The following is a 26,284-nucleotide window of genomic DNA, read 5'->3' as shown; positions in this document are numbered from 1 at the left end:
GATGTGGAGGGCGTGGCGGATCGGAGGATCAGACATGCAAACACCGAACTTACCTGCCATTCGCGCGCTTCGCCCTGCTTGGAACAAGGGGCGCATCGTGGGCCAGAAGCGACCTCTGAAACCCAAGCATGTTTGGGCGATCAGGGTTCGTCTTGAACTGGCCGAAAACCATCGCGACTTGGCGCTCTTCAACTTGGCTATCGATAGCAAGCTGCGCGGGTGCGATCTGGTCAAACTGAAGGTCGTAGATGTCATGGCTTCCGGCCTAATCAAGGAACGTGCCTCGGTCTTGCAAAGCAAGACGCAGAAGCCCGTGCGGTTCGAAATTTCGGATGGCACGCGGGCGTCATTGGACAAATGGATGCAAGACCCCCTGATGGTCGGATCAAAATATTTGTGGCCTGGGCGTTTTCACGAGCGACTTCACATCTCGACCCGGCAATATGCACGCATCGTCAGGAATTGGGTAGTTTCAATCGGACTCGAGGCAAGCGCATACGGCACGCATTCTATGCGCCGGACCAAAGTCACCCAGATCTACAAGAAGACCGGCAACCTGCGCGCGGTTCAACTCCTGCTGGGCCATACCAAGATGGACAGCACGGTCAGATATTTGGGCGTCGAACTTGAAGACGCACTTGCTATCGCCGAAGCCATTGAAATCTGAGACTCAGGGCCGTCTACATGGACGGCCCGTTGCCGATCTTGGCCATGACTTCAAGATGCTGCGGTGCGGCCCGTCATTGCGGCTATTCATTCATTGTGCATCATTTTATTGAGTTAAACGTGCCACAGCAGACTAATACAATGTGCTGACACCCCTAACAAAAAAAGGCGGGTCCATCACAGAACCCGCCGCACATCATGTCACAGTTTAAGAGAATGATGCCTTAGCTGGACTTTTTGGAAGCCGAAGCAGTTTTGTCAGATGCGCTTTTATCTGCGGCGTCTTTGGCGGCAGATTTGAACTTGTCCGTGGCTTCTTTGGCGCTGGCTGCGACCTTGCCATTCACTTCTTCACCGACCTCTGAAATCAGCTCTTGCGTCTCGGTGCCAGCTTTCTGGTTCACTTCGCCGACTTCTTGCGCGGAGCGCTTCAGGAGGTCCATCTGCTTTTGCGCAAATTCGCTGTAAGCTTTGGTGTATTCAGCGGGCTCCTCGCGGACCTGTGCGACCTCGCTGAGGTTCGACAGCGATTGCTTCGTGGTAGCAGTCATGATCTCGACCGACCGGGTGCCAGCTTCCACAAAAATCGCAGTCATGCGCTCGTTCATGCTGGCCACCGACTTAAATAGATCTTGGCTGCCTTTGGGGTTGAACAGGTTCTGGATGTCAAACATAGCGGTCTGGGTGTTCTGCGTGGTCATGTGGACACTCCTTCTGGAGAATAAGGTGGTTCGTTGCTGTTGATCAACATGTAATGCTGCACTGCAGCATTACAACCACAGCACTGCTGTAGTTCGATAAATATTTAAGGGTGTCCGCAAATGGTGCTGGTCGCCTACGGGGGGACGAATCTTCCATTCGGCTATCGGCAACCAATTGGAAGGAGCGGCCCAAAGCTGCCGCACATATAGAACATCAGTGCTGCGGGGCAGCAGCCATAAGAAGACCTTAGTCTATAGCTGCCTCAGCTTTGAGTTCTTTGATGACATCAATTACGAATTCTCCAATTGGTATATCTTGCAGCAAGGCGAAAAACGCCAAGAATAATCCGAGGAAAGCGAACCAAGTACCGATTTTGGCTCTTTTTTGATCAGCCTCACGCCTGGCATCCTCGCGTGCCGCGCGGCGCTCCTCAAGTAGCGTGCGCTGTAAGAAGCGTTCGGCATCTTGAGACAAATAGCGACCATCGCTAATCTTTGATTGGTGCCAAGATCTGGTGTCCATCGGTTCGGGTATTGGAAGATGGTATTTTCGTATCTCTCTGAGTAACAGCTTGGTCTCCGCGACACGGACCTCATCCTCAAGGTACTGCAGCCATATGGACCGTTCTTCTTCCCATATCTGCTGCGCCTCTTCATCTGAGTGTCCCCTTGTCGCCGCAAGAATTCTATCTCGCTCTTCGTCAGCCTCGGCTTGCGCCACCGCCAAAGCTTGCTCTAACCTGTCTGCCACTGAGCTATTCTTCCTAAAATTTTGCTACGATCACTAATCGTCAGCCTCATCATTGTAGGCAACTTTTAACCATTGGACGTAACCGCTCCGTTGCTACCGCGGTGATTTTGCCTTGATCCGGGCGACAAGGTCGGTGTCATCGACAAAGTCGTCGAGGAAGTCGTGCCAGGTCTGGGTTGTCAGGCGTGCTTCTCTGATCATGTCAGCCAGCTCTTCGATGCCGTAATCGGTGAGGCCAGTCATGCCCTCCTCTTGCCCTGTATAGATGCGGATGATGCTGCCGTAGGTCAGATTATCATCGTTGCGGATGATTGCCTCGAGGAGGTCTTGGTCTTCGCCAAGCATTTTCGCGACGTGGGCGATTGTGCAAACATGCGTCACTGCTGCCATCAGGCTGCCTTCGATTGCGCGGTTCCAACGGGCACCCAATTCCAAGGTAGCAATTCGTCGAGACGGTTGATCTTGTGATCATGGATGCGGTCGAGAATGTTGGCCAGATAGGCCTGCGGATTGAGGCCGTTGAGCTTGGCGGTCTCAACGAGCGTCATGGCCCGGACAAGGGTTTCCGCACCGGTATCGGCCCCGGCAAAAAGCCAATTTTTGCGGCCTATGCCAATCGGTCTCAGGGCGCGTTCGGCCGGGTTGTTGTCGATTGCCACGCGGCCATCCTCAAGGAACAAGCAGAACGGCGTCTGACGGCTCAGACCATAGCGGAATGCCTTGGCGAGATCGCCTTTGCCGGGGATGCGCAGGAGCTGTTGTTCCGACCAAGCGAGGAAGGCTTCGACCTTCGGTTTGCTCAGCTTTTGGCGCGCGGCAAGGCGCAGATCGGCAGGCTGGCCTGCGATGTCGCGCTCGATATCGTAGAACGCCCCAATCCGGTCGAGCGCTTCACGGGCGATCTCGGATTTGGTGGATGCCCAGACGTCATGGAAGTCGCGTCGCAGGTGCGCCCAACAGGCGGCCTCGCGGAAGCGCGTGGTTCCGTCCGGTTCTGGGTCATAAAGCTTGGCATACCCCTTATAACCGTCAGCCTGCAGGATGCCGCAGCCTTCCGAGAGGTGCCGCAAAACATGCTCTTCTTTCCAGTCCGGGGCGAAGTAATAGATCGCCCCCGGTGGCGCTGAACCCGCCCATGGGCGCTGATCACGAACATAGGCCCATATCCGGCCCCTTTTTACGCCCTTGCCGAGGCCCTTGTCGCGCAAGGACCGGTCCAGCACACGGATTGGCGTGTCGTCCGCATGCAGCAGATCACTGCCCATAATATCAGCCTCGATCCGCTCGATAAGCGGCTGGAGGGTTTTCATGGCACGTCCACACCAGCTGACAAGCGTGCTTTCGGGAATATCTGCGCCCATGCGGGCAAAGATCTCGTGCTGGCGATACAAAGGAAGATGATCGTCAAACTTTGAGACCAGAATATGGGCCAGCAGGTTCGGACCCGCCATGCTGCCGGGGATCGGGCGGCTTGGAGCGGGCTCCTGCACCATCTTCTCGCAGCGACGACAGGACTTTTTGATGCGGGCAATCTGGATCACCGTAACCGCTCCGTTGCTACCGCGGTGATTTTGCCTTGATCCGGGCGACAAGGTCGGTGTCATCGACAAAGTCGTCGAGGAAGTCGTGCCAGGTCTGGGTTGTCAGGCGTGCTTCTCTGATCATGTCAGCCAGCTCTTCGATGCCGTAATCGGTGAGGCCAGTCATGCCCTCCTCTTGCCCTGTATAGATGCGGATGATGCTGCCGTAGGTCAGATTATCATCGTTGCGGATGATTGCCTCGAGGAGGTCTTGGTCTTCGCCAAGCATTTTCGCGACGTGGGCGATTGTGCAAACATGCGTCACTGCTGCCATCAGGCTGCCTTCGATTGCGCGGTTCCAACGGGCACCCAATTCCAAGGTAGCAATTCGTCGAGACGGTTGATCTTGTGATCATGGATGCGGTCGAGAATGTTGGCCAGATAGGCCTGCGGATTGAGGCCGTTGAGCTTGGCGGTCTCAACGAGCGTCATGGCCCGGACAAGGGTTTCCGCACCGGTATCGGCCCCGGCAAAAAGCCAATTTTTGCGGCCTATGCCAATCGGTCTCAGGGCGCGTTCGGCCGGGTTGTTGTCGATTGCCACGCGGCCATCCTCAAGGAACAAGCAGAACGGCGTCTGACGGCTCAGACCATAGCGGAATGCCTTGGCGAGATCGCCTTTGCCGGGGATGCGCAGGAGCTGTTGTTCCGACCAAGCGAGGAAGGCTTCGACCTTCGGTTTGCTCAGCTTTTGGCGCGCGGCAAGGCGCAGATCGGCAGGCTGGCCTGCGATGTCGCGCTCGATATCGTAGAACGCCCCAATCCGGTCGAGCGCTTCACGGGCGATCTCGGATTTGGTGGATGCCCAGACGTCATGGAAGTCGCGTCGCAGGTGCGCCCAACAGGCGGCCTCGCGGAAGCGCGTGGTTCCGTCCGGTTCTGGGTCATAAAGCTTGGCATACCCCTTATAACCGTCAGCCTGCAGGATGCCGCAGCCTTCCGAGAGGTGCCGCAAAACATGCTCTTCTTTCCAGTCCGGGGCGAAGTAATAGATCGCCCCCGGTGGCGCTGAACCCGCCCATGGGCGCTGATCACGAACATAGGCCCATATCCGGCCCCTTTTTACGCCCTTGCCGAGGCCCTTGTCGCGCAAGGACCGGTCCAGCACACGGATTGGCGTGTCGTCCGCATGCAGCAGATCACTGCCCATAATATCAGCCTCGATCCGCTCGATAAGCGGCTGGAGGGTTTTCATGGCACGTCCACACCAGCTGACAAGCGTGCTTTCGGGAATATCTGCGCCCATGCGGGCAAAGATCTCGTGCTGGCGATACAAAGGAAGATGATCGTCAAACTTTGAGACCAGAATATGGGCCAGCAGGTTCGGACCCGCCATGCTGCCGGGGATCGGGCGGCTTGGAGCGGGCTCCTGCACCATCTTCTCGCAGCGACGACAGGACTTTTTGATGCGGGCAATCTGGATCACCTTCATCTGGGCTGCGATCATATCAAGCAGTTCGCTGACATCCTCGCCCACTACACGTAAATCACCACCGCAATCAGGGCAGCAAGTGCCAGGATCGAGTTCACGACGCTCGCGCGGCGTTGCGTCAGAGACGCGCGGACGACGGCGGAGCTTCGGAACTGCCGTCTCATCGGGTGCTGGCTCATTCTGACCTTCATCGATGAGGTCATCATCCCCTTCGGCGACAGCGACCAACAGGTCTTCCAGCGCCAGTTCCAATTGTTCGATCTCGCGCTCGATCTTTTCCGACGTTTTGCCAAAGGCCAGTTTCTGCAGCTTGGCGATCCGCAAACGCAGTGCCTGAACAAGTTGGTCATGGACACGCAACGTGGCCGATATCTTGGCATTCTCTGCCTGCAAAGCAGCGATCATTGCCTTCAGAACAGCGGGATCATCAGGAAGATTTACAACATGGTTTGACATGCGTCCAACTACCATGGCGCAAGTGGAAGCGCCATAAAAACAAGGCTAATCAGGCGGATAATTCACCCAACTCGAGCCGGTGGTGCGCCCCAGTTCGGGCGACGCCAATCTATCCCTTCCCACAACATTGCCAACTGCGCCGAGGTCAGCCGCGCCGCGCCCTCTGTCGCTGCGGGCCAGGGAAATCGACCGCGTTCGAGCACTTTGTAATAGAGGCAGAACCCCTGACCGTCCCAATAGAGAAGCTTCAGCCGGTCGCCCCTGCGCCCCCGGAAGGCAAAAACCGCACCGCCTGTCGGCTTCTGGCGCAAGACATCTTGGACCAGAGCTGCCAGACCGGCGATGCCCTTCCTCATGTCCGTGACGCCGCAGGCCAGATACACCCGAACGCCGGTCCCCGGGCCGATCATGCCGCCTCCACCGCTCGGATCAGCAGCGTCAGCAACGCCGCGTCCATGTTGCTGTCAAAGCGCAGGCAGCGCCCGCTGCGTAGACGCAATTCGACCGGCTTGGGCTCTGCTCCGGGGGACGCTTCGGAGATGGCGGGAACGCGGTGCGCGGGTGGAATATCGACAGCAAGGAACAGCACGCCGCTCTCCGGCGGCAAAAGCCCTTTCTTCTTCAGATCATGGCGCCAGGCATAAATTTGTTGCCGTGTCACATCATGGCGCTGCGCAACTTGCGTCACTGTCGCATTATCGATCCCGACCGACATGACGATCCCGAGCTTCTCTTCATCGCTCCACCGCCGCCGCCGCTCAAGTCCAAGAATTTCACCCCGCATCAACACCCCCGCATAAGACACGTCGCAAACGACGTCGTTATGCACGTGTCTTAGCCCATCACGCCAAAATCAGGCAGGCGGTAGCAACGGAGCGGTTACGTAGCTCCTCTCATAAGCGTTCTATAACTACTGCAGCATGGCACATTGCGACGCGGGGTGGAGCGGGAGCTATCCACCCCATCCTCGAAGCCATCGCCGCAGGCCATCCGAAAGATCGCATCGACGACCTGCTCCCTTGGAACTTCAAGCCGTCAACCTGAAAGCCCGGTGCCCTCCAGCCGCCGCTTACATACAAACTTAAACACAATCAATAAAGTAGCATGACGTTGAACAAAGCACCCTCCAGTAAACTCGGGGCGGTTCAAACACCCAGATCATCAGCCACCTGCTTGCGCGTCAGCCCACTGGTCAGCGCGATCCGCACAGCGTCTTGCCGGAATTCGTCCGTCCGTTTCAGTCCCATAGTCAGTCTCCTTTGTTCCAGTAAATGCTATCAAAGGAGCGGCATCAAACCGCGACAGGTCCAGTCCGTGTCTGGCGGCAGCTGGTAAGGCAAATTGGCATTTTGCCAAGGCCGTATTTCTTGCAAAAAACTCTGGCGGATAAAAAAGATTCTCACGAACACCAACACGCTTCCGGAGGTCAGTTCATCGATCATCGGAAAGCCGGGAAACGTCGCGCATTTTTTATGGTAAGCGCGGCAGTGCAGCGACGGCTCGTGGTTTCGAAAATATCCCTATGTTCCAAATTCAGCCGATCTGGGCACCGGGTGTGGAGTGTGAAATCGCAAGCTCATCGTCATCCATGTTTTCTTCAATAGATTCGAACATCGGCGTAGATAGGTAGCGTTCTCCGGTGTCTGGCAGCATACACAGGATTACGGCCCCATCGGGGGCTGTTTCCGCGACCGCGAGCGAGATGGCAAAGGTAGACCCACCCGAAATGCCGGTGAAGATTCCTTCTTTTCTGGCCAATTCTTGTGCAAGTTTGATCCCTTCGGCACCAGTGACCGGGATCAGATCGTCGTAATATTGGCCGTCAATGGCCTCTTGTAGCACTGCTGGAATGAAATCCGGTGTCCAGCCCTGGATCGGATGCGGCTCAAAAGCCGGATGGCTGAGTGTGGGCGCGCCATTGGAGTTGCGTTCCTGCGCGTGACCACTGCCCAGAAGCTGCGCATTTGCGGGTTCGGTCAGGATGATCTTGGTGTCCGGCCGCTCCTTGCGCAGGACACGTGCCGTTCCTGTAACCGTGCCACCGGTGCCATAGCCGCTCACAAAATAGTCCAGCCGCGAGCCAGCAAAATCCGCGATGATCTCCCGTGCCGTAGTGCTCTCGTGAATGTCGGCGTTGGCCTCGGTTTCAAACTGCGACGCCAGAAACCAACCGTGCTTTTGAGACAGTTCGACCGCTTTGCGGTACATTCCAATTCCCTTTTCCGCACGCGGGGTCAGAACCACCTTGGCACCGAACATACGCATGAGGCGCCGTCGCTCGACCGAGAAGCTGTCTGCCATTGTCACGACAAGCGGATATCCCTTCTGGGCGCAAACCATCGCGAGACCGATCCCGGTGTTCCCGCTGGTCGCCTCAACAACTGTCTGACCGGGTTTCAGGGCACCGGACCGTTCCGCCGCCTCTATGATGTTTACTGCCAGCCGGTCCTTGACGGACCCCGCTGGATTAAACGCTTCGGCCTTGACGTAAATCGTGGCCCCATAGGTCGAAATGTTATTAATGCGGATCACGGGGGTATCGCCGATGGTCTCGAGGACACTGTCGTAAAGACGTCCACCGCCTTTGGTGGTCCTGATTGCTGCGTCGGCTGGCATGAATTGTCCTTTCACTGGTTGCGGTCCAAGTGCGGTCTGCAGCCCGGCCACAGACTTCGTCGTTCTGGCGGGGGACCTTTGCTTTGCTTCGCCAAAGTTCTCGTTGATCCCGGCGCTCAACAGTTTTGATCCGCTGCGTCGACAGGCCGCTTGGCGGTCAGCTGGGGTAAGAATTGCAGATATTGTGCCTTGTGTCGCCATTCTTGTCAGGGGGCCGTCTTTGCCTCGACGGGCAGCATGACATGCGCCAGCGGCGTTTCACCCCACATGACATAGGGACCTCCGGCATATGGATCGCGAGGGAGATCGGCGAGCATGTCCATGTTCGGAAACAGCATCATTGTGTGGGGTCCTTCCTGGACCCATACGCCACCGTCGTTGGGGTCCGTGGCCATCGGATTGTCGTTGTTCACCATAGCGTCGCCCATCAGCATGTAGGACACCCCGACGACGTCAGTTGAAAACGCAGACCCTGACCCCGCGGCTGTCATCCATTTCATCCAGACGGCATCATTGCACATCGGATGCTGATCGCCGGGGATCAGACCGATGCCCGGCAAGCACACCCACCCGTTCGATCCTTCTCGCAGGATTGTGCCGTCAACATCCATGATCCTGGCGTCATCACTGATATCCGACGGAGCAGCGCTCATTGCGCGTGCGATCTTGTCCTCGGCCGTTTCGGCGGCGACGCTCGCGGTGGTGCCGACAAGGGACATGATAACAACGGCAGTGAAGTTTGATATTTTCGACATTTTGAGCTCTCCTGTGATGCATGAAAGACTGAGCAATATCTACGAGATCGCGATTGCGTTTGCTTGAGGACAACTTGAGATTTTCTTGGTGAATTGCGCGCAGTCGACTAAAGAGAAAATATGCGCTATGAGTTTGAGCCTTTTACTCTGGACATGGATCGGGGCTTGCTTCTCAAGTCGGGAGAAGACTTGGCGATCGAACCGCGGGCGTTAGAGTTGCTGTCGCTCTTGGTGGTGAATCAAGACCGTGTGGTCAACAAGGACGAGATCGTCGAAAAGATTTGGGGCGGGCGGATCGTGTCCGAAGCTGCCATTTCCACGGTGATCAAGACAACGCGCAAAGTTCTTGGCGATGATGGGGTTACACAAAAGTATATCCGAACGCTACGTGGTCGCGGTGTGCGTTTTGTCGGAATCGCTCATGTAGCTTTGCCCGCGCAGGCCAAGACTTCCGAAGCCCAAATGCCGACTGACGATACGATGGCTGACTCCGGGCGTCCTTCGATTGCCATCTTGCCGTTTCGAATGGTCGGATACTCCGAAGCCTACAGCGCCATCGCCGATGCCATTCCGACCGAATTGATTTCCTGCCTGTCACGCTTGCGGTGGCTGACGGTGATTTCACGGGGGTCGACATTCCGCTTTCGACACGACGATCCGGACCTTTCCGCTATCCACGCAATACTTGGCGCGCACTACTGCCTTACCGGACTGGTGGAGATTTATGGCGCTGTGATCGCTGTGTCGGTGGAACTGTCGGATACCCGCACTCAGGCCGTGATCTGGAGCGAACGGTTCTCCGGAACGGTCAGTGACGTGAACAAAACCAGAAACGATATCGTGACACATGTGATTTCGGCGCTCGAACTGCACGTGCCCCTGAACGAGGCCAGGCGTGCCCGCCTGCGCCCGCCCGAAAACTTGGATGCCTGGGGCATCTATCACCTTGGTCTGCAGCACATGTACCGCTTCAACAAGACCGACAACCAGATTGCGGCAGGCCATTTTGAATACGCGACGCAGCTCGAGCCCGGGTTTGCGCGGGCCTACGCGGCACGATCCTTTACCAGTTTTCAGACAGCTTTTCTGAGGTACACCACCGACACGACGCAAGACGTGAGCAACGCCCGCCGCTTTGCAGAGAAATGTGTCGAGATTGATCCGGTAGACCCTTTTGGTAATTTTACATTGGGTCGGGCGCACTGGCTCAGGGGTGACCCGGAGGCTGGGATGCCCTGGATCGACCGATCAGTCGAACTTAGCCCAAATTTCGCACAGGGTTTCTATGCGCATGGCTGGGCTGACGTCATTGCGGGAAGAGGGAACGAGGCGCTGGCACAACTCGAAAAAGCCATTGCTCTCAGTCCACTCGATCCGCTCCTATATGCGATGCAATGCGCTCGCGGATTGGCCTATCTACAACTTGAAGACTACGACAATGCCTTTCTCTGGGCAGAAAAAGGGGCGCGTGCGCCGGGGGCCCACTATTTAATCCGGGCCATCGCCGCGATGATTTGCAAGATCAGAGGCGATGATGAAAAAGCACAATACTGGGCCAAGGCAATGCGAGAGCGACGGCCGGATACCTCGGTGGCAATGTTTTTCAATGCCTTTCCATTTGAGAACAACGAGATGCGCGCTCTGATGGCGTCGGCACTGGTTTCGGTGGGGTTAGAAAACGACTGAAACGTGGAGCGGAATTTTGCCTGACCGTTTTTGACACGCTGCATGCTGGCGCCCATTTTCCGGATGGGGCATATTTTAGTGAAGTATTTTTTTATTCAAGATTTGTGTAGTCCTCAAAATTTTGTTTGCAGGCGAAGTTTGGAAGTCCCGAAGCTTAGCTGCCGTTTGCTGGATAATCGCCGAAAGTCGGCTAAGGGCCGTTCGTTTGAAATTTGCATCATCCGCTCCAGAGGTACTGACGTGGATAATCAAAGGCTGGCCTTGCGATCCACGGGCTCCGTGCACCACCGGCTTCAACATGACGATATGACCAACCAAAACCGAACGAACACAGCTCAACCGGATTGTCCGAGCGGGTGCCAAACAGACACAAAACCACGTTCCCCACACCGCGGAGACCGGAAATCGCGTTCGAACCGCGTGTTGGATGACTGAACAAGGAAACAGCGGGCACAAGATGGTTGATCGAGACGCAACTCAGCGGCACCATGCAGGAAAAGGCACTCCACTTGAGGAATGTCGGAGTAGGGCAACGCATATGCATGTGGTCATCATCGGAGCCGGACCAGCCGGATTGGCCTGCGCGGTCTGCGCCCAGAAAGCCGGGGCGAAGGTTACTATGTTGGAGCGGTTTGATAAGATCGCGCCGTCCTGGCATGGGCATTACGAACGCCTGCATCTGCACACGGTCAAGGGCCGCTCTGGTCTGCCCTATATGCCGATGCCAAAGCATTTTCTGAAACTCCCATCGCGCGCGCAGATGGTGGAATATCTTGGCACATATGCCGACGCGTTCGCGCTTAGGCCTGAATTCGGCGTCACTGTCGAAACTGTGCGTGCGCAGGATGGGTGCTGGCGCGTTGCTCACAACAAAGGCGAGGTTGTCGCCGATGCCGTGATTTTCGCAACTGGCTTGAATGGCACGCCGTATCGTGCCGATCTGCCGGGGGCAGACAGCTTTGCAGGCACGATCCTGCATTCATCGGACTATCAGTCCGCGCAGGCCTTCTCCGGTAAAAGCGTGCTTGTGGTTGGGTTCGGGAATTCGGGTGGCGATATCTCGGTTGATCTGGCCGATGCCGGGGCGCGCGTGACGTTGTCGGTACGTGGCCCTGTGAATATCCTGCCGCATGATCTGTTTGGTATTCCGATTACGTCGCTTGGGGGTTTGCGTAAATTCCTGCCCTATAAATGGGCCGATGCCCTCACCGCGCCGATCCTGCGCGCCAAGATCGGGCGGCCAGAGGATTACGGTCTGCAAAGCGCAGGCAAAGGTCCCGCGGCGCAAGTGATCGAGGATGGCCGTGTGCCGTTGATTGATGTCGGGACTTTGCCCGCGATCAAGGCCGGGCGGATTGCGGTGAAGCCGGGGATTGCGCGGGTAGAGGAAAGCGATGTTCAATTTGTTGACGAAACCTTTGGTGGTTTCGATGCGATCATTCTGTGCACTGGGTATCGGACAGATCTAAGGGCCGTGCTTCCGGAGTCGCCTCATGTTTTGGATAAGATGGGCAGTCCTTTGATAAGCGGCGAGGAATCGGGCGCAAAGGGTTTGTATTTTTGTTCCTACAAAGCCTCGGCAGACGGGCAACTGCACCAGACCGGGATCGAGGCGAAAGCGATCGCGAAGCTCCTGGCCGGTTAACAGCGCGCATGCGCCCGGCCATCGACAGCCCAATTCCGGAAGCTGGCGATTTGGTGATGTTGTGCGATGTCAGACCGGAAGATGTGCGTTGATAGATAAAGTTCTGCCAATGCGAATCCAGATTGAAGCAGCCATGAATCGTCGTGCTCATTACCTGAGCTGTGAGCGCCTCAGGAGCATGATTGGTTCCGCCCAACAAACATTGGTGAGTCCCAAGGCGCATGGCACTATTTCGCGCAGATCGTAGAACACCCCGCACCGGCGACACGGATTGAGCATCTGCGGCGAATAGCGGCTGTGTCCGCGCTGCGATCTATCAGCCGCCGAAAATGCTGCAAGATGCACAAACGGTCGGTCTGGGGAAGCCGCGCTGCGGCATTGGAAGGCTGGTCCAAAGGCCGCTTAGGGCCGTTCACGACGGTGCGTCAGAATGGGCGGATTGCTGTCCTCCGCTGCATACTGCTTAAATAATCAAGATGCAGGAGAGGCAAAGCTTCCAAACTGAGCCGATACGCGAACATTGACCCCTGCTATACCAGCGTCACGATCTCGGCACGCAAACTGCTGCCATAAAAACTAAAGGTAATTCTGTGGACAAAATAATGAGGGTGCTCGAGGCGGAGATCGAGAAAATTCCGAGCAATCTCATGCGCCTTGCTCTGGAAAAGAAGCTTAAGGAAAATGGTGTGGTGGATGAAAGAGCAATTAAAGAGATAGTTGATCATATTCTGTCCGGCCACGACGCGTGCCTCGAATGGGATGATGGCACCGAAGAAGAAGTGAATATCGAATTCACGCAAGAAGATGAAGACGAAATCCTTGAGGAAATGAATGATTTCTTGAATGGAGGACTTCAGGGCGTCATTCGGGGAGCAGTAGACGACTGCGTCAGCAGCACGTTGCAACAATACCGGAAAATCTCTGAAGAGGTGTTGGATCTAATTAGAAATGAAACAAAGGGCTTTGAAGAACGCACATTCGAACGATGGAAGCCTGCTCTGGATCATCTTGAAATGATGTGGCATATCTCTCAAGAATTGGGTGAAGCTCATTCAAAAGACTTTGACGCCGATCAAGCGGAAGGCACGCATGTGATCATGTCAGCGGTCTCTGCAATTTTTCCTAAAGCACTGATTGCCACCCAAGAGATTATTTGCCTATTGAAGGGCGGCTATCCTGATGGCGCTCTGGCGCGGTGGAGATCCTTGCACGAACTAACTTTATCAGCCATGTATATCCTAAAGGAAGGTAAGGAAGCTGCGCTTAACTACCTATTGAGCTTTCATTTCTCTGCACGCATAGCTGCTCGCCAACTTAACGAATACGCCGACCGTGCACAAATGTCGCCATTTTCGGAAGAGCAGCTTCGAGCGTTCGACGATAGATGCGGAGCGGCCGAGCTACAACTTGGAAGGACGCTCGCAAAAGACAGAGATGGCGAGTGGCCTGCCATTAATTTGAAGCACCGAAACTACGCTGATATGGAGAGGCATGTTGAAATGGACCATTGGAGGCCAAGATATAAATGGGCTTCAAGGCACATTCATGCAGATTTTTCTCCTAATGAGAAGCTGCTCGGCATGTCAGAAGCGAAAAGCCCTGTTGTATTAGTCGGAGCCAGCAACTCTGGGTTTGCGGATCCGCTTATGATGACTGCAATTTCGCTTGCCCAGATTACCAGCACGTATCTCTTGGTGACACCGAACCTTGATCGGGTAGTGCATTCACAAGTTATTTTGAGATTATCCGGCGAGATGAATGATATTGCAATCAAGACACGGGACAATACCCACGAGGCGCTTTTAGAAAGCGACCAGCAAGCGCCCATCTAGGCTCAGGACCCATTGATCTGCTTGAGGCTACGTCGGCAGCGTGATTCAAGCTCCCAAACTGACGGGGGTGATGATGAGCAACCTTTTCTGGCTAACGGACGGTAACCGCTCCGTTGCTACCGCCTGCCTGATTTTGGCGTGATGGGCTAAGACACGTGCATAACGACGTCGTTTGCGACGTGTCTTATGCGGGGGTGTTGATGCGGGGTGAAATTCTTGGACTTGAGCGGCGGCGGCGGTGGAGCGATGAAGAGAAGCTCGGGATCGTCATGTCGGTCGGGATCGATAATGCGACAGTGACGCAAGTTGCGCAGCGCCATGATGTGACACGGCAACAAATTTATGCCTGGCGCCATGATCTGAAGAAGAAAGGGCTTTTGCCGCCGGAGAGCGGCGTGCTGTTCCTTGCTGTCGATATTCCACCCGCGCACCGCGTTCCCGCCATCTCCGAAGCGTCCCCCGGAGCAGAGCCCAAGCCGGTCGAATTGCGTCTACGCAGCGGGCGCTGCCTGCGCTTTGACAGCAACATGGACGCGGCGTTGCTGACGCTGCTGATCCGAGCGGTGGAGGCGGCATGATCGGCCCGGGGACCGGCGTTCGGGTGTATCTGGCCTGCGGCGTCACGGACATGAGGAAGGGCATCGCCGGTCTGGCAGCTCTGGTCCAAGATGTCTTGCGCCAGAAGCCGACAGGCGGTGCGGTTTTTGCCTTCCGGGGGCGCAGGGGCGACCGGCTGAAGCTTCTCTATTGGGACGGTCAGGGGTTCTGCCTCTATTACAAAGTGCTCGAACGCGGTCGATTTCCCTGGCCCGCAGCGACAGAGGGCGCGGCGCGGCTGACCTCGGCGCAGTTGGCAATGTTGTGGGAAGGGATAGATTGGCGTCGCCCGAACTGGGGCGCACCACCGGCTCGAGTTGGGTGAATTATCCGCCTGATTAGCCTTGTTTTTATGGCGCTTCCACTTGCGCCATGGTAGTTGGACGCATGTCAAACCATGTTGTAAATCTTCCTGATGATCCCGCTGTTCTGAAGGCAATGATCGCTGCTTTGCAGGCAGAGAATGCCAAGATATCGGCCACGTTGCGTGTCCATGACCAACTTGTTCAGGCACTGCGTTTGCGGATCGCCAAGCTGCAGAAACTGGCCTTTGGCAAAACGTCGGAAAAGATCGAGCGCGAGATCGAACAATTGGAACTGGCGCTGGAAGACCTGTTGGTCGCTGTCGCCGAAGGGGATGATGACCTCATCGATGAAGGTCAGAATGAGCCAGCACCCGATGAGACGGCAGTTCCGAAGCTCCGCCGTCGTCCGCGCGTCTCTGACGCAACGCCGCGCGAGCGTCGTGAACTCGATCCTGGCACTTGCTGCCCTGATTGCGGTGGTGATTTACGTGTAGTGGGCGAGGATGTCAGCGAACTGCTTGATATGATCGCAGCCCAGATGAAGGTGATCCAGATTGCCCGCATCAAAAAGTCCTGTCGTCGCTGCGAGAAGATGGTGCAGGAGCCCGCTCCAAGCCGCCCGATCCCCGGCAGCATGGCGGGTCCGAACCTGCTGGCCCATATTCTGGTCTCAAAGTTTGACGATCATCTTCCTTTGTATCGCCAGCACGAGATCTTTGCCCGCATGGGCGCAGATATTCCCGAAAGCACGCTTGTCAGCTGGTGTGGACGTGCCATGAAAACCCTCCAGCCGCTTATCGAGCGGATCGAGGCTGATATTATGGGCAGTGATCTGCTGCATGCGGACGACACGCCAATCCGTGTGCTGGACCGGTCCTTGCGCGACAAGGGCCTCGGCAAGGGCGTAAAAAGGGGCCGGATATGGGCCTATGTTCGTGATCAGCGCCCATGGGCGGGTTCAGCGCCACCGGGGGCGATCTATTACTTCGCCCCGGACTGGAAAGAAGAGCATGTTTTGCGGCACCTCTCGGAAGGCTGCGGCATCCTGCAGGCTGACGGTTATAAGGGGTATGCCAAGCTTTATGACCCAGAACCGGACGGAACCACGCGCTTCCGCGAGGCCGCCTGTTGGGCGCACCTGCGACGCGACTTCCATGACGTCTGGGCATCCACCAAATCCGAGATCGCCCGTGAAGCGCTCGACCGGATTGGGGCGTTCTACGATATCGAGCGCGACATCGCAGGCCAGCCTGCCGATCTGCGCCTTGCCGCGCGCCAAAAGCTGAGCAAACCGAAGGTCGAAGCCTTCCTCGCTTGGTCGGAACAACAGCTCCTGCGCATCCCCGGCAAAGGCGATCTCGCCAAGGCATTCCGCTATGGTCTGAGCCGTCAGACGCCGTTCTGCTTGTTCCTTGAGGATGGCCGCGTGGCAATCGACAACAACCCGGCCGAACGCGCCCTGAGACCGATTGGCATAGGCCGCAAAAATTGGCTTTTTGCCGGGGCCGATACCGGTGCGGAAACCCTTGTCCGGGCCATGACGATCGTTGAGACCGCCAAGCTCAACGGCCTCAATCCGCAGGCCTATCTGGCCAACATTCTCGACCGCATCCATGATCACAAGATCAACCGTCTCGACGAATTGCTACCTTGGAATTGGGTGCCCGTTGGAACCGCGCAATCGAAGGCAGCCTGATGGCAGCAGTGACGCATGTTTGCACAATCGCCCACGTCGCGAAAATGCTTGGCGAAGACCAAGACCTCCTCGAGGCAATCATCCGCAACGATGATAATCTGACCTACGGCAGCATCATCCGCATCTATACAGGGCAAGAGGAGGGCATGACTGGCCTCACCGATTACGGCATCGAAGAGCTGGCTGACATGATCAGAGAAGCACGCCTGACAACCCAGACCTGGCACGACTTCCTCGACGACTTTGTCGATGACACCGACCTTGTCGCCCGGATCAAGGCAAAATCACCGCGGTAGCAACGGAGCGGTTACAACGGACGCGCAGATGGACCGGCTTCGGCCGTTTTTTCCCAAGAGCCATGGCAAGCCGCGGGTGGATGACCGGCGTGTTCTGAGTGGGATAATATTCATCAATCGCAATGGCTTGCGCTGGTGCGACGCGCCCGCGGAATACGGCCCGGCCAAAACGCTCTATAACCGCTGGAAACGATGGAGCGACAAGGGCATTTTCGCGAGGATGATGCACGGCCTTGCGTCGGAGGCAGCGGTTCCAAAGACGGTGATGATCGACGCGACCTATCTGAAGGCGCACCGCACGGCGAGCAGTCTGCGGTCGAAAAAGGGGGGCCCGACGACCAGCGGGGGCGCGCGATCGGCCGAACCAAAGGCGGCATGAACACCAAGCTGCATGCCGTCACCGATGCCGAGGGACGACCGATCCGGTTTTTCATGACCGCGGGCCAGGTCAGCGACTACACCGGCGCTGCGGCCCTTCTTGGCAGCCTGCCATCGGCACAATGGCTTCTGGCCGACCGGGGCTATGACGCCGACTGGTTCAGGGAAGCGTTGAAAGACAAGGAGATAAAGCCCTGCATCCCTGGCCGGAAGTCCCGCGCCAAGCCCGTCAAATACGACAAGCGCCGCTACAAACGCCGCAACAGGATCGAGATCATGTTCGGGCGCCTGAAGGACTGGCGCAGGATTGCCACACGCTACGACCGATGCCCGAAAGTCTTCCTCTCCGCCATCGCCCTCGCCGCAACCGTCATGTTCTGGCTATGAAACGAGAACGAGTCCTGACCCTATCGATGAGTTCCCTGCAAAGGGCATTGTAATCTGCGGTGACTGTGGTGGATCCCTTTCAGCATGTTGGTCTGCTGGAAAATTAAAAAAATATCCTTACTACCTGTGTTTTAACAGGAACTGCAAAAATAATAGGAAATCCATTCCCAGGAAAGTTGTTGAAGACGGCGTCCGAGATCTACTTGCGCAAGCTCAACCCTCATCCTTTGCTTTAGGTGTTTTTGAAACCTTTATAGATCAGGCGCGACAATCGGCTGGCGCTGCTGACTCATCCATGCGGAGACAACTCACGAAGTGTATCAAGGAAAACAATGTGTCTCTCGACAGGCTGGTGGAGCGGATCGCCATGACAAAGGAAGAAGTTGTATTCAGGCTTCTTGAAGGTCGCATCCGTGACCTCCGTCTCGAAGGCGAGATCTTGATGGCGAGACTGAAAAAATTAGACCGATCCGTTGGGACCTCTACCAAGCTGTTCGAACACTCGCGCAAGTTTTTAGCAAACCCCCAAGATATATGGAAAAATGGCAATGTTTCGAGACGCCACGCGGTGGTACGTGCCTGTTTTTCAGGTCCATTGAGATTCCAACGTAATCGCGGATTTCGAACACCGAAATTTACGCCAATTTTCAGCGCCTTACAGGCAGCCGAAGACGGTGAAGATTGTTTGGCGGAGGAGGTGGGATTCGAACCCACGGTACGCTTTCACGCACGTCGGTTTTCAAGACCGGTGCATTCGACCACTCTGCCACTCCTCCGCGTGACGCCTCGTTAAACACCTCAAACTGATTCTGCAAAGCCATGTCACGAAGGATTTCCGCCGATCCGGGCCAGCGGGCCTTTTCTTGCGGGCGGGCAAAGGATAAACTGCACGCGCGCAGACCTCGCGCAGGCAGTCAGACCAAGACCGGAAAACCGGCAAGCGCCCACAATGGGCTTCAATGGCAGAAGGGCAGAATGATGAGAATTCAGCGCGTTACCTCGTGCAGCCAAGGGCGGTCACCGCGTGGCAAAGCCGCCATGCGACTGCTGACGGCAGGCACGGCGCTCTGGCTGCTGGCGGCCTGTGAAAACGGGGCCGGCCTTCCAGGCTTCCTGCAAAACAGCGCGAAAGACAGCACCACAGAGGCCCCTTCCAGCCGGTCGACCCGGTTAATCGAACGCGATGTCGAGGCCCCGGATGTCTTTCAGGTGACCGAAGCCGGCCTGTGGGACGGACGCCCCTCGCTGGGCGGCGTCTGGGTCGCACATCCCGACGTGAGCGAGCCTGAGCGGGTGATCATCCGCAATTCCACCAATGGCAAATTTGTAATCGGAGCGTTGTTTCGCAAAGAGCGCTCCAATCCTGGCCCGCGCTTGCAGGTATCGTCTGATGCGGCCGCTGCGCTGTCGCTTTTGGCCGGACAACCGACCAATCTTAACGTGACCGCCCTGCGCCGCGAAGAAACACCGGAAACCCCCAAAGCGACGGCCGACGCCGCCGGACTTGACGCCCCCGATGCCATCACCGCGACCACGCTGGATGATCCCGTCGCCAATGTGGCTGCCGCTGCCATTGCCGGGGCCCCTGCCACGAGCCCTGTCGCGGCCCCCGGCCCCGTTGCGGCCCCCGCGCCCAAGCCGAAACCAGCGGCCAAGCCTGCGCCGACCACATCAAGCCTCACCAAACCCTTCATCCAGATCGGCATTTTCTCAATCGAGAAGAACGCCAAGAACACCGCGGCCACGATGCGCTCCAAAGGGCTGATCCCGACGGTCAAAAAGCAATCGAGCCAGGGCAAAACCTTTTGGCGGGTTCTCGTCGGGCCTGCCACGACATCGGCGGAACGCGCCGATATCCTCAAGATCATCAAGTCGGCAGGCTTTGCCGATGCCTATGCCGTCACGAATTAACCGCCCCCCGTGCCGGGGCCTGACACGCTGAAGCGGAAGTTCCATGATCCGATATCTCGCTGCCCCCCTCTTTGCCTGCCTGCTCTCGCTGGGCACATCTGTGCATGCGCAAGCCTTTGAAACCAGTGCCAGATCCGCCTTTGTGGTTGATCTGACCACCGGCACTGTGCTGCTGGCCAAGGACGCTGATACCCCTTTGCCACCGGCCTCGATGTCCAAGCTGATGACGCTGTATATGGCGTTTGAGGCCATTCGCGGCGGGCGGCTCGACATAAACGAGCAACTGCCGGTATCGCAGCATGCGATGTCTTATGGCGGCTCGACGATGTTCCTCGACACCACCGACCGGGTGCGCGTCGAAGACCTGTTGCGCGGGATCATTGTGCTGTCGGGCAATGATGCCTGCGCGGTGATCGCCGAGGCGCTGTCGCCCGATGGCACCGAGGCGGGCTTTGCCCGGTATATGACCCGCCGCGCCCAACAATTGGGCATGACCAATTCGACCTTCATCAACTCCAATGGCTGGCCCGCCGCCGGGCACCGGATGTCGACCCGCGACCTTGCGCTGATTGCCCGGCGGATCATCGAGGATTTCCCGGAATTCTATCCGATGTTTGCCGAAACCAAGTTTACCTTCGATGGCCGCGCGCCGCAGAACGTCAACAACCGCAACCCCTTGCTTAAGCTGAATATTGGCGCGGACGGGCTTAAAACCGGTCACACCGCCGAGGCCGGATACGGGCTTGTCGGGGCGGCCAAACAGGGCGACCGCCGGGTTGTTTTCGTGGTTTCGGGCCTCGACAGCGAACGTGAACGCGCCGAGCAATCCGAACAGATCGTCAATTGGGCCTTTCGCCATTTCAGCCAGTCGAAAGTGGCCAGCCAAGGCCAGATCGTCGCGCAGGCTGACGTTTGGATGGGCGCCGAAATGCGCGTCGGGCTGACGCCAGCCGAAGACATCGAGATGCTGGTGCCGGTGCTGGCAAGCGGTAAGGTCAATGCCGAAGCCGTCTTTCAATCGCCCATCGCCGCGCCAATCGCCAAGGGCGACAAGCTGGGCGAAATGATCATCACGCTAGAGGGGCTGCCCGACACTGTGGTGCCCTTGGTGGCCGACCGTGATGTTGCGGCTGGCGGCTTTATGAGCCGTGTCACCACCGCCGCCAAAATCCTGCTCGAACAGTGGGGTGCTCCGGTGCCCGACATCGCGTCTTAAGCCGCGCGCAAGGTGTTCATTTCCTTCGAAGGCATTGATGGGTCGGGCAAATCCACCCAAGCCCGGCAGCTTGCAGATCATCTGCAGGCGCTTGGTCGCGAGGTTGTTCTCACTCGGGAACCCGGCGGGTCGCCCGGTGCCGAAGATATCCGCGCGCTGGTGTTGCAAGGCGATCCCGATCGTTGGTCTGCCGAGACCGAGATCTTGCTGTTCACCGCCGCCCGCCGCGATCATCTTGAACGTACCATTCTGCCCGCTTTGGCGGCGGGCAAGGTGGTGATCTGCGACCGGTTTGCCGACAGCACGCGGATGTATCAGGGCCTGTCGCGCGGCGATCTGCGCGGCATTGTGGACCAGTTGCACAGCCTGATGATCGGGCGCGAGCCGGACCTGACCTTGCTGATCGATATGGACCCGACCACCGGCTTGGCCCGCGCCAAAGGCCGGGGTGGGCATGAGGAACGGTTCGAGGATTTCGGCGCCGGGCTGCAAGAGCAGATGCGCGCCGGGTTTCTGGCGCTGGCCGATGAGTTTTCAGACCGGTTCCGGGTGATCAACGGCGCGCGCGATATGGACGCGGTGGCGCGCGACGTGGCCGCAGTGGTGGACGCGAAGCTATGAGCGACGACCGCCCCCAACCCGACCAGACCGACGGCGCCCCCCACCCGCGCGACACCCCGCGCCTGATCGGACAAGACGCTGCCGAGGCGGCTTTTCTTGAGGCCGCAAGCTCGGGGCGATTGCACCACGGCTGGATGATTTCCGGCCCGCGTGGGGTGGGCAAAGCGACGTTGGCTTGGCGCATCGCGCGCTATCTGATCGCCAACCCACCGGGTGCGGTTGACGATGGCATGTTCGGCGCACCGCCGCCGCCCGAAACGCTGGATATCGACCCCAACCACCCGGTCGCGCGCCGCATTGCCGCCGGATCGGAGCCGGGGTTGTACAAGTTGGTGCGCCCTTGGGATGATCGCGCCAAACGGCTCAAATCCGACATCACGGTCGATGAGGTTCGCAAGCTGAAATCGAAGTTCGCCCTGTCGGCGGCGGATGGCGGCTGGCGCGTGGTGATCGTGGATGCGGCGGACGAGATGAACCCCTCCGCCGCCAATGCCCTGTTGAAATTGCTCGAAGAACCGCCTGCCCGCGCGACGCTTTTGCTGATCACCCACCAGCCCTCGGCGCTGTTGCCGACGATCCGTTCGCGCTGTCGCATCCTGCGGTTGCGGCCTCTGGCACCCGCCGATATGGCCAGCGCGCTAGACCAGGCCGGGGTCGCGGTCGCCGCGCAAGAAGCCGATGCTTTGGCGGCACTGTCCTCCGGTTCAGTGGGCGATGCGATCCGCCTGTCGCTTAATGACGGGCCCAAGCTTTACGCCGCGATTGTCTCGCTGCTCGGCACCCTGCCCCGGCTCGACCGCGCCCGGGCGCTGGCCTTGGCCGAAGCTGCCACCGCACGCGGGGCCGAGGACAAGGTCAACACCATCTTCTCACTGCTTGACCTCGCGTTGATCCGGCTGGCGCGTGCCGGTGCCACCGGAGAGATGCCCCATCCCGCCGCCGCCCCCAACGAGGCCGAGGTGTTTGCCCGCCTTGCCCCAAATGCGCGCAGCGCGCGGGCATGGGCCGAGATTGGACAGCAGATTGCGGCCAGAGCGCGCCATGGCCGGGCGGTCAATCTTGACCCTGCCGCGCTCATCCTAGATACGATGATCAAACTCCAGAAAACGGCGTCCGATATGGCCGCGTGAGGCGGATTATGACCACTCCGAAGATTACCGACAGCCACACCCATCTTGATTTCCCCGATTTCGACGAGGACCGCGATGCCATCGTCGCCCGCGCCGTCGAGGCCGGGGTGCACCGGATGGTGACGATCTGCACCAAGCTGAAGAACGAGCCGCAGGTGCGCGCGCTGGCCGACCACTATGCGCCGGTGTTTTATGCCGCCGGCACCCACCCGATGAGCGCCGCAGACGAACCTTTGACCAGCGTCGAGGAACTGGTGGCGCTGTCCCAGCATCCGAAGTTTGTCGGCATTGGCGAAACGGGGCTCGACTATCACTACACCGCCGAAAGCGCTGAAATTCAACAGAAATCCCTGCGCATTCACATCGAAGCGGCACAGAAAACCGGCCTGCCGCTGATCATCCACGCCCGCGCCGCCGATGACGATATGGCCGAGATCCTCGCCTCCGAGCACCGCAACGCGCCTTACGCCTGTGTGATGCACTGCTTTTCCTCGAGCCCCGCGCTGGCCAAGCAGGCGCTCGACCTTGGCTTTTATCTGTCGATGTCGGGCATCACCGCCTTCCCGAAAAGTCAGGAGCTGCGCGATATCTTTGCCGCCGCGCCGATTGACCGGATCCTTGTGGAAACCGACGCGCCGTATCTCGCGCCGCCGCCCTTCCGGGGCCGCCGCAATGAGCCGGGGTATACCGCCCATACCGCCAAACGCGCGGCCGAGACCTTTGGCCTCGATTACGCTGATTTCGCCGCACAAACCGAGGCCAATTTTGAACGGCTGTTCACCAAAGCCGCCGCTTGGGTGCCGGAATGAGCGATGAATACCGCTTTACCATTCTCGGCTGTGGCTCGTCTGGCGGCGTTCCGCGCCTTGGCGGCCATTGGGGCGATTGCGACCCGGACAACCCGAAAAACCGCCGCCGCCGCTGTTCGATGCTGGTAGAGCGGATCGGCGCAAACGGCACCACCACGGTTCTGATCGACGCCTCGCCCGACCTGCGCAGCCAACTGCTCGACACCGGCACCGGCGCGCTGGATGGCGTGGTGTTCACCCATGCGCACGCCGACCATACCCATGGCATCGATGATCTGCGGATGATCGTATTCAACATGAAATCGCGTCTGCCGGTTTGGGCGGATGGCCCCACCCAAGACGCGCTGATTTCGCGGTTTGGCTATGCCTTTGTCCAGCCCCACGGCTCGCCCTATCCGCCGATCCTTGATCTGCACGGCATCAACGGCGATGTGACCATCAATGGCGCGGGCGGCCCCGTTACCCTCACGCCGTTCGAGGTCAACCACGGCTCGATTGACGCGCTTGGGTTTCGCATTGGCGGGCTGGCCTATTTGCCGGATGTGGCCGAGATCCCTGACGAGGTCTGGCCAGTGCTCGACGGTCTCGACATTTGGGTGGTCGATGCGCTGCGCCGCAAGCCGCACCCGAGCCACGCCCATCTTGACCGCACGCTTGAATGGATCGCGCGCGCCGCGCCGAAACGCGCGGTATTGACCAATATGCACATCGATTTGGACCATGCCGAGGTTGACCAGGAAACCCCGGAGCACATCACCCCCGCGCATGACCTGATGCAGTTGGTGCTGCCCGCATGACCCCGGCCCAACGTCACAAAACGGACCGCTAAGATGCAGGCGCTGCTCGATGTCATTCTGCCGGTATTTCTGGTGATCGGGGCCGGGTATCTCGCGGTTTGGCGCGGGCTGCTGACCGAAAACGGCGTCGATGGGTTGATGAATTTCACCCAGAATTTCGCCATTCCCGCCCTGCTGTTCAAAGCGATCTCAACGCTCGATCTTGGCCAGCATTTCGACCTCGCGCTGCTGGTCAGTTTCTACACCGGCTCGCTCACCGGCTTTACCGTCGGGCTTTTGGCCGGGCGTTATCTGTTCAAACGCGCTTGGGAAGATTCCGTCGCCATCGGGTTTTGCTGTCTCTTTGCCAACTCGGTGATGTTGGGGATCGCGATCACCGAAAGCGCCTATGGCAGCGCGGCTTTGGGCGCAAACTTTGCCATCGTGGCTCTGCATTCGCCTTTCTGCTACGGCATTGGCATCACCGCGATGGAGATCGCCCGCGCGCGGGGCACCCCGGCGCGACAAGTGCCCGCCAAGGTGCTGCGCGCGATGTTCCGCAACGCGCTGGTGATCGGCATTCTCTTGGGATTTTCGGTCAATTTCTCGGGCGTCACCCTGCCTGGGGTGGTCACAGCGGCGCTTGAATTGATTGTGCAGGCGTCGATACCCTGCGCGCTTTTCGCTATGGGCGGGGTTATGTTCCGCTATCGCCCGGACGGAGATTTCCGTATCATTGCATTTGTTTGCGCGGTGTCGTTGATCCTGCATCCCACGATCACCTATACCATGTCCGGCCTCACCGGCCTGTCAACCGGCGCGACACGCTCGGCGGTGATCACGGCGACGATGGCACCGGGGATCAACTCTTATGTCTTTGCCAATATGTACGGCGTGGCGCGGCGGGTGGCGGCCTCGTCGGTGCTGATCGCCACCGCGCTGTCGATCCTGACGATCTGGGTTTGGCTGGCAATTCTGCCCTGATCAGACCTGTCCGCTGTCCTTTAGCCGCCGCGCCATGACACTCAGCTGGTCATACAGCGCGCCCGCCTCGCCGTGCCACGCCGTCACCGCCGCCCCCTGCGCCGCGACAACAGCGCTGTCGCCGCGCGCGGCCGGACCGGTGAGCGCGGCTCGCGGCCCGACGCTCAGCACAGACTCGACCGTGCCGCGCAACAGCGCCTCGTGCAGACCGGCCCGCACATCTTGCGGCACCCCCGCCGCGCTCCAGGCCTGTTGCGCCATGGCCTGCAACACCGTGGTGAAATTGTTCGAGATCACCGCGGCGGCGTGATACAGCGCTTTGGCCTCGGTGCGGATCGGAAAGCAGTTGCCACCGATGCCGGTGAACACCTCGGTCAACAGGCCCGACGCCGCGCCCTCAATGCCGCAATAACAGCCCGCGAACTGCTGCGCCGCTTGCCCCGGATCTGCGAAAGACAGAACCGGATGTGCGCTGCCCACTTGCCAGCCTTTTGCGGCCAAGGGGGCAAGCAGGTCGGAGGGGTGGAAGCCGCTGCAATGCGCCACAGTCGCGGCGGGCAGATCGAGCGTGGCCAGTTGCGCCGCAACCCCCGCAATCTCATCATCCGGCACCGTGAGAAGCCACAGATCCGCAGGCCGCATCTCTCGCAACTCGCCCGCCGCACGCCCAGCCCCGGCAAAGGCCTGCGCGGCCTCGGCCCGGCCTCTGTCGCGCGCGCAGATGTCTTTGATCTCGCAGGTCTCGGCCAGCAGGCGCAACAAAGTCTGCCCCACCTTGCCCGGCCCCACCAGATTGACTGTCGGTCTTTTGCTCATCTGTCCTGCCTGTCCGATCGTCCACGTCTTACCCCGCATATGGAAATATCCGCGCCCGCAGCGCAAGCCATGCCCGCGCGATATCGGATTTGACACTGTCCCTTGTGCTTGCTATCCGCGTTTCAACCGTTGGGGTGCCTCGCAAGAGGCTGAGAGACGCAAGCGTTAACCCATCGAACCTGATCCGGGCAATTCCGGCGTAGGGAACGGTTTTCGTGCAAGCGATATGTTCCCCGTCCGGTG

General features: G+C 58.5%; 27 protein-coding genes, 1 tRNA gene, 2 pseudogenes and 1 riboswitch. Of the genes and pseudogenes, 17 read left to right on the top strand and 13 right to left on the bottom strand.

The features are described 5' to 3' along the window. Nucleotides 1-34: 34 nt before the first annotated feature. Complete coding sequence (locus ACW9UO_RS00535; RefSeq protein WP_457087090.1) at nt 35-667, top strand: tyrosine-type recombinase/integrase; 633 nt, start codon at nt 35-37, stop codon at nt 665-667. Nucleotides 668-890: 223 nt separating this feature from the next. Here ACW9UO_RS00535 and ACW9UO_RS00530 read toward each other — a convergent pair whose 3' ends face one another. The 11 genes and pseudogenes from ACW9UO_RS00530 to ACW9UO_RS00480 all read right to left on the bottom strand — a co-directional run bounded on the left by ACW9UO_RS00530 (nt 891) and on the right by ACW9UO_RS00480 (nt 8,956). After that, nucleotides 891-1,367 (bottom strand): phasin family protein, encoded by a 477-nt coding sequence (locus ACW9UO_RS00530; RefSeq protein ID WP_457087089.1) that lies wholly within the window; start codon nt 1,365-1,367, stop codon nt 891-893. A gap of 247 nt (nt 1,368-1,614) precedes the next feature. Continuing rightward, entirely contained in the window at nt 1,615-2,118 is a 504-nt protein-coding gene (locus tag ACW9UO_RS00525) for a hypothetical protein (RefSeq protein WP_457087088.1), read from the bottom strand. A gap of 93 nt (nt 2,119-2,211) precedes the next feature. Continuing rightward, complete coding sequence (locus tag ACW9UO_RS00520) at nt 2,212-2,508, bottom strand: hypothetical protein (protein WP_457085819.1); 297 nt, start codon at nt 2,506-2,508, stop codon at nt 2,212-2,214. Further along, nucleotides 2,508-3,659: pseudogene (gene tnpC, locus ACW9UO_RS00515) on the bottom strand (IS66 family transposase); the annotation flags it as partial. The pseudogene tnpC (ACW9UO_RS00515) and the gene ACW9UO_RS00520, both read right to left, overlap by 1 nt. Nucleotides 3,660-3,675: 16 nt before the next feature. Next, entirely contained in the window at nt 3,676-3,972 is a 297-nt protein-coding gene (locus ACW9UO_RS00510; protein WP_457085819.1) for a hypothetical protein, read from the bottom strand. Next, on the bottom strand, nt 3,972-5,585 hold the full coding sequence (gene tnpC / locus ACW9UO_RS00505; protein WP_457087087.1) for an IS66 family transposase: 1,614 nt from the start codon (nt 5,583-5,585) through the stop codon (nt 3,972-3,974). Before tnpC (ACW9UO_RS00505) ends, ACW9UO_RS00510 begins: the two co-directional genes overlap by 1 nt. Nucleotides 5,586-5,647: 62 nt before the next feature. Continuing rightward, nucleotides 5,648-5,995: an IS66 family insertion sequence element accessory protein TnpB gene (gene tnpB / locus ACW9UO_RS00500; protein ID WP_457085817.1), complete on the bottom strand. Its 348-nt coding sequence runs from the start codon at nt 5,993-5,995 to the stop codon at nt 5,648-5,650. Beyond that, nucleotides 5,992-6,369, bottom strand: a complete 378-nt coding sequence (gene tnpA, locus ACW9UO_RS00495) for an IS66-like element accessory protein TnpA (protein WP_457085816.1) — start codon at nt 6,367-6,369, stop codon at nt 5,992-5,994. Before tnpA (ACW9UO_RS00495) ends, tnpB (ACW9UO_RS00500) begins: the two co-directional genes overlap by 4 nt. A gap of 493 nt (nt 6,370-6,862) precedes the next feature. Beyond that, nucleotides 6,863-7,027, bottom strand: a complete 165-nt coding sequence (locus tag ACW9UO_RS00490; RefSeq protein ID WP_457087086.1) for a hypothetical protein — start codon at nt 7,025-7,027, stop codon at nt 6,863-6,865. A gap of 91 nt (nt 7,028-7,118) precedes the next feature. Then, nucleotides 7,119-8,201, bottom strand: a complete 1,083-nt coding sequence (locus ACW9UO_RS00485; protein ID WP_457087085.1) for a PLP-dependent cysteine synthase family protein — start codon at nt 8,199-8,201, stop codon at nt 7,119-7,121. 206 nt (nt 8,202-8,407) lie between these two features. Then, nucleotides 8,408-8,956 (bottom strand): hypothetical protein, encoded by a 549-nt coding sequence (locus ACW9UO_RS00480; RefSeq protein WP_457087084.1) that lies wholly within the window; start codon nt 8,954-8,956, stop codon nt 8,408-8,410. Nucleotides 8,957-9,076: 120 nt separating this feature from the next. On the opposite strand from ACW9UO_RS00480, the gene ACW9UO_RS00475 reads away from it, so the two are divergent. The 9 genes and pseudogenes from ACW9UO_RS00475 to ACW9UO_RS00435 all read left to right on the top strand — a co-directional run. Next, a complete protein-coding gene (locus tag ACW9UO_RS00475; RefSeq protein ID WP_457087083.1) occupies nt 9,077-10,642 on the top strand; it encodes a winged helix-turn-helix domain-containing tetratricopeptide repeat protein in 1,566 nt (521 codons plus the stop codon). Between the two features lie 538 nt (nt 10,643-11,180). Then, nucleotides 11,181-12,287, top strand: a complete 1,107-nt coding sequence (locus ACW9UO_RS00470; RefSeq protein ID WP_457087082.1) for a flavin-containing monooxygenase — start codon at nt 11,181-11,183, stop codon at nt 12,285-12,287. Between the two features lie 602 nt (nt 12,288-12,889). Next, complete coding sequence (locus ACW9UO_RS00465; RefSeq protein ID WP_457087081.1) at nt 12,890-14,119, top strand: DUF5677 domain-containing protein; 1,230 nt, start codon at nt 12,890-12,892, stop codon at nt 14,117-14,119. A gap of 200 nt (nt 14,120-14,319) precedes the next feature. Beyond that, on the top strand, nt 14,320-14,697 hold the full coding sequence (tnpA, locus tag ACW9UO_RS00460) for an IS66-like element accessory protein TnpA (RefSeq protein WP_457085816.1): 378 nt from the start codon (nt 14,320-14,322) through the stop codon (nt 14,695-14,697). Further along, nucleotides 14,694-15,041, top strand: coding sequence for an IS66 family insertion sequence element accessory protein TnpB (gene tnpB, locus ACW9UO_RS00455; RefSeq protein ID WP_457085817.1), 348 nt, complete (start codon nt 14,694-14,696; stop codon nt 15,039-15,041). The genes tnpA (ACW9UO_RS00460) and tnpB (ACW9UO_RS00455) overlap by 4 nt, the downstream gene beginning before the upstream one ends. Before the next feature lie 62 nt (nt 15,042-15,103). After that, nucleotides 15,104-16,717 (top strand): IS66 family transposase, encoded by a 1,614-nt coding sequence (tnpC, locus tag ACW9UO_RS00450; RefSeq protein ID WP_457085818.1) that lies wholly within the window; start codon nt 15,104-15,106, stop codon nt 16,715-16,717. Further along, the gene (locus ACW9UO_RS00445) at nt 16,717-17,013 is read left to right on the top strand and encodes a hypothetical protein (protein WP_457085819.1); all 297 of its coding nucleotides are present in this window, start codon (nt 16,717-16,719) and stop codon (nt 17,011-17,013) included. The genes tnpC (ACW9UO_RS00450) and ACW9UO_RS00445 overlap by 1 nt, the downstream gene beginning before the upstream one ends. A gap of 28 nt (nt 17,014-17,041) precedes the next feature. Beyond that, nucleotides 17,042-17,778, top strand: a protein-coding gene (locus ACW9UO_RS00440; protein ID WP_457087080.1) for an IS5 family transposase whose coding sequence is annotated in 2 segments (ribosomal slippage) — nt 17,042-17,345 and nt 17,345-17,778 — 738 coding nt in all. Because the reading frame shifts where the segments join, the coding sequence is not laid out codon by codon here. Next, a pseudogene (locus tag ACW9UO_RS00435) lies at nt 17,699-17,914 on the top strand (zinc ribbon domain-containing protein); the annotation flags it as partial. The gene ACW9UO_RS00440 and the pseudogene ACW9UO_RS00435, both read left to right, overlap by 80 nt. A 550-nt stretch (nt 17,915-18,464) precedes the next feature. Here the strand turns inward: ACW9UO_RS00435 and ACW9UO_RS00430 are convergent. Beyond that, a tRNA-Ser gene (locus tag ACW9UO_RS00430) sits at nt 18,465-18,554 on the bottom strand. Nucleotides 18,555-18,753: 199 nt separating this feature from the next. Between ACW9UO_RS00430 and ACW9UO_RS00425 the strand changes: the two genes are divergently transcribed. From ACW9UO_RS00425 to ACW9UO_RS00395, 7 genes are read left to right on the top strand one after another with little or no spacing between them, the layout of a single operon-like run. Further along, nucleotides 18,754-19,689: an SPOR domain-containing protein gene (locus ACW9UO_RS00425; protein ID WP_457087079.1), complete on the top strand. Its 936-nt coding sequence runs from the start codon at nt 18,754-18,756 to the stop codon at nt 19,687-19,689. A 43-nt stretch (nt 19,690-19,732) separates the two neighbouring features. Beyond that, entirely contained in the window at nt 19,733-20,905 is a 1,173-nt protein-coding gene (locus ACW9UO_RS00420; RefSeq protein WP_457087078.1) for a D-alanyl-D-alanine carboxypeptidase family protein, read from the top strand. A gap of 12 nt (nt 20,906-20,917) precedes the next feature. Then, nucleotides 20,918-21,526, top strand: coding sequence for a dTMP kinase (gene tmk / locus ACW9UO_RS00415; protein WP_457087077.1), 609 nt, complete (start codon nt 20,918-20,920; stop codon nt 21,524-21,526). After that, nucleotides 21,523-22,656, top strand: a complete 1,134-nt coding sequence (locus ACW9UO_RS00410; protein ID WP_457087076.1) for a DNA polymerase III subunit delta' — start codon at nt 21,523-21,525, stop codon at nt 22,654-22,656. The genes tmk and ACW9UO_RS00410 overlap by 4 nt, the downstream gene beginning before the upstream one ends. A gap of 8 nt (nt 22,657-22,664) precedes the next feature. Beyond that, a complete protein-coding gene (locus ACW9UO_RS00405; RefSeq protein WP_457087075.1) occupies nt 22,665-23,465 on the top strand; it encodes a TatD family hydrolase in 801 nt (266 codons plus the stop codon). Beyond that, nucleotides 23,462-24,262 (top strand): MBL fold metallo-hydrolase, encoded by an 801-nt coding sequence (locus tag ACW9UO_RS00400; RefSeq protein WP_457087074.1) that lies wholly within the window; start codon nt 23,462-23,464, stop codon nt 24,260-24,262. The genes ACW9UO_RS00405 and ACW9UO_RS00400 overlap by 4 nt, the downstream gene beginning before the upstream one ends. A gap of 33 nt (nt 24,263-24,295) precedes the next feature. Continuing rightward, complete coding sequence (locus ACW9UO_RS00395) at nt 24,296-25,225, top strand: AEC family transporter (protein WP_457087073.1); 930 nt, start codon at nt 24,296-24,298, stop codon at nt 25,223-25,225. On the opposite strand, the gene ACW9UO_RS00390 is transcribed toward ACW9UO_RS00395, so the two are convergent. After that, nucleotides 25,226-26,041 carry a Rossmann-like and DUF2520 domain-containing protein gene (locus ACW9UO_RS00390; protein WP_457087072.1) on the bottom strand — a complete coding sequence of 272 codons (816 nt, stop codon included), beginning with the start codon at nt 26,039-26,041 and terminating at the stop codon, nt 25,226-25,228. It lies immediately after the preceding gene. A gap of 120 nt (nt 26,042-26,161) precedes the next feature. Continuing rightward, nucleotides 26,162-26,264, top strand: a riboswitch (TPP riboswitch). Nucleotides 26,265-26,284: the final 20 nt, after the last annotated feature.

The organism is Marinovum sedimenti (assembly GCF_054052205.1).
The sequence above is the reverse complement of the archived record's forward strand: the minus strand, read 5'-3'. Positions and strand labels throughout refer to the sequence as shown.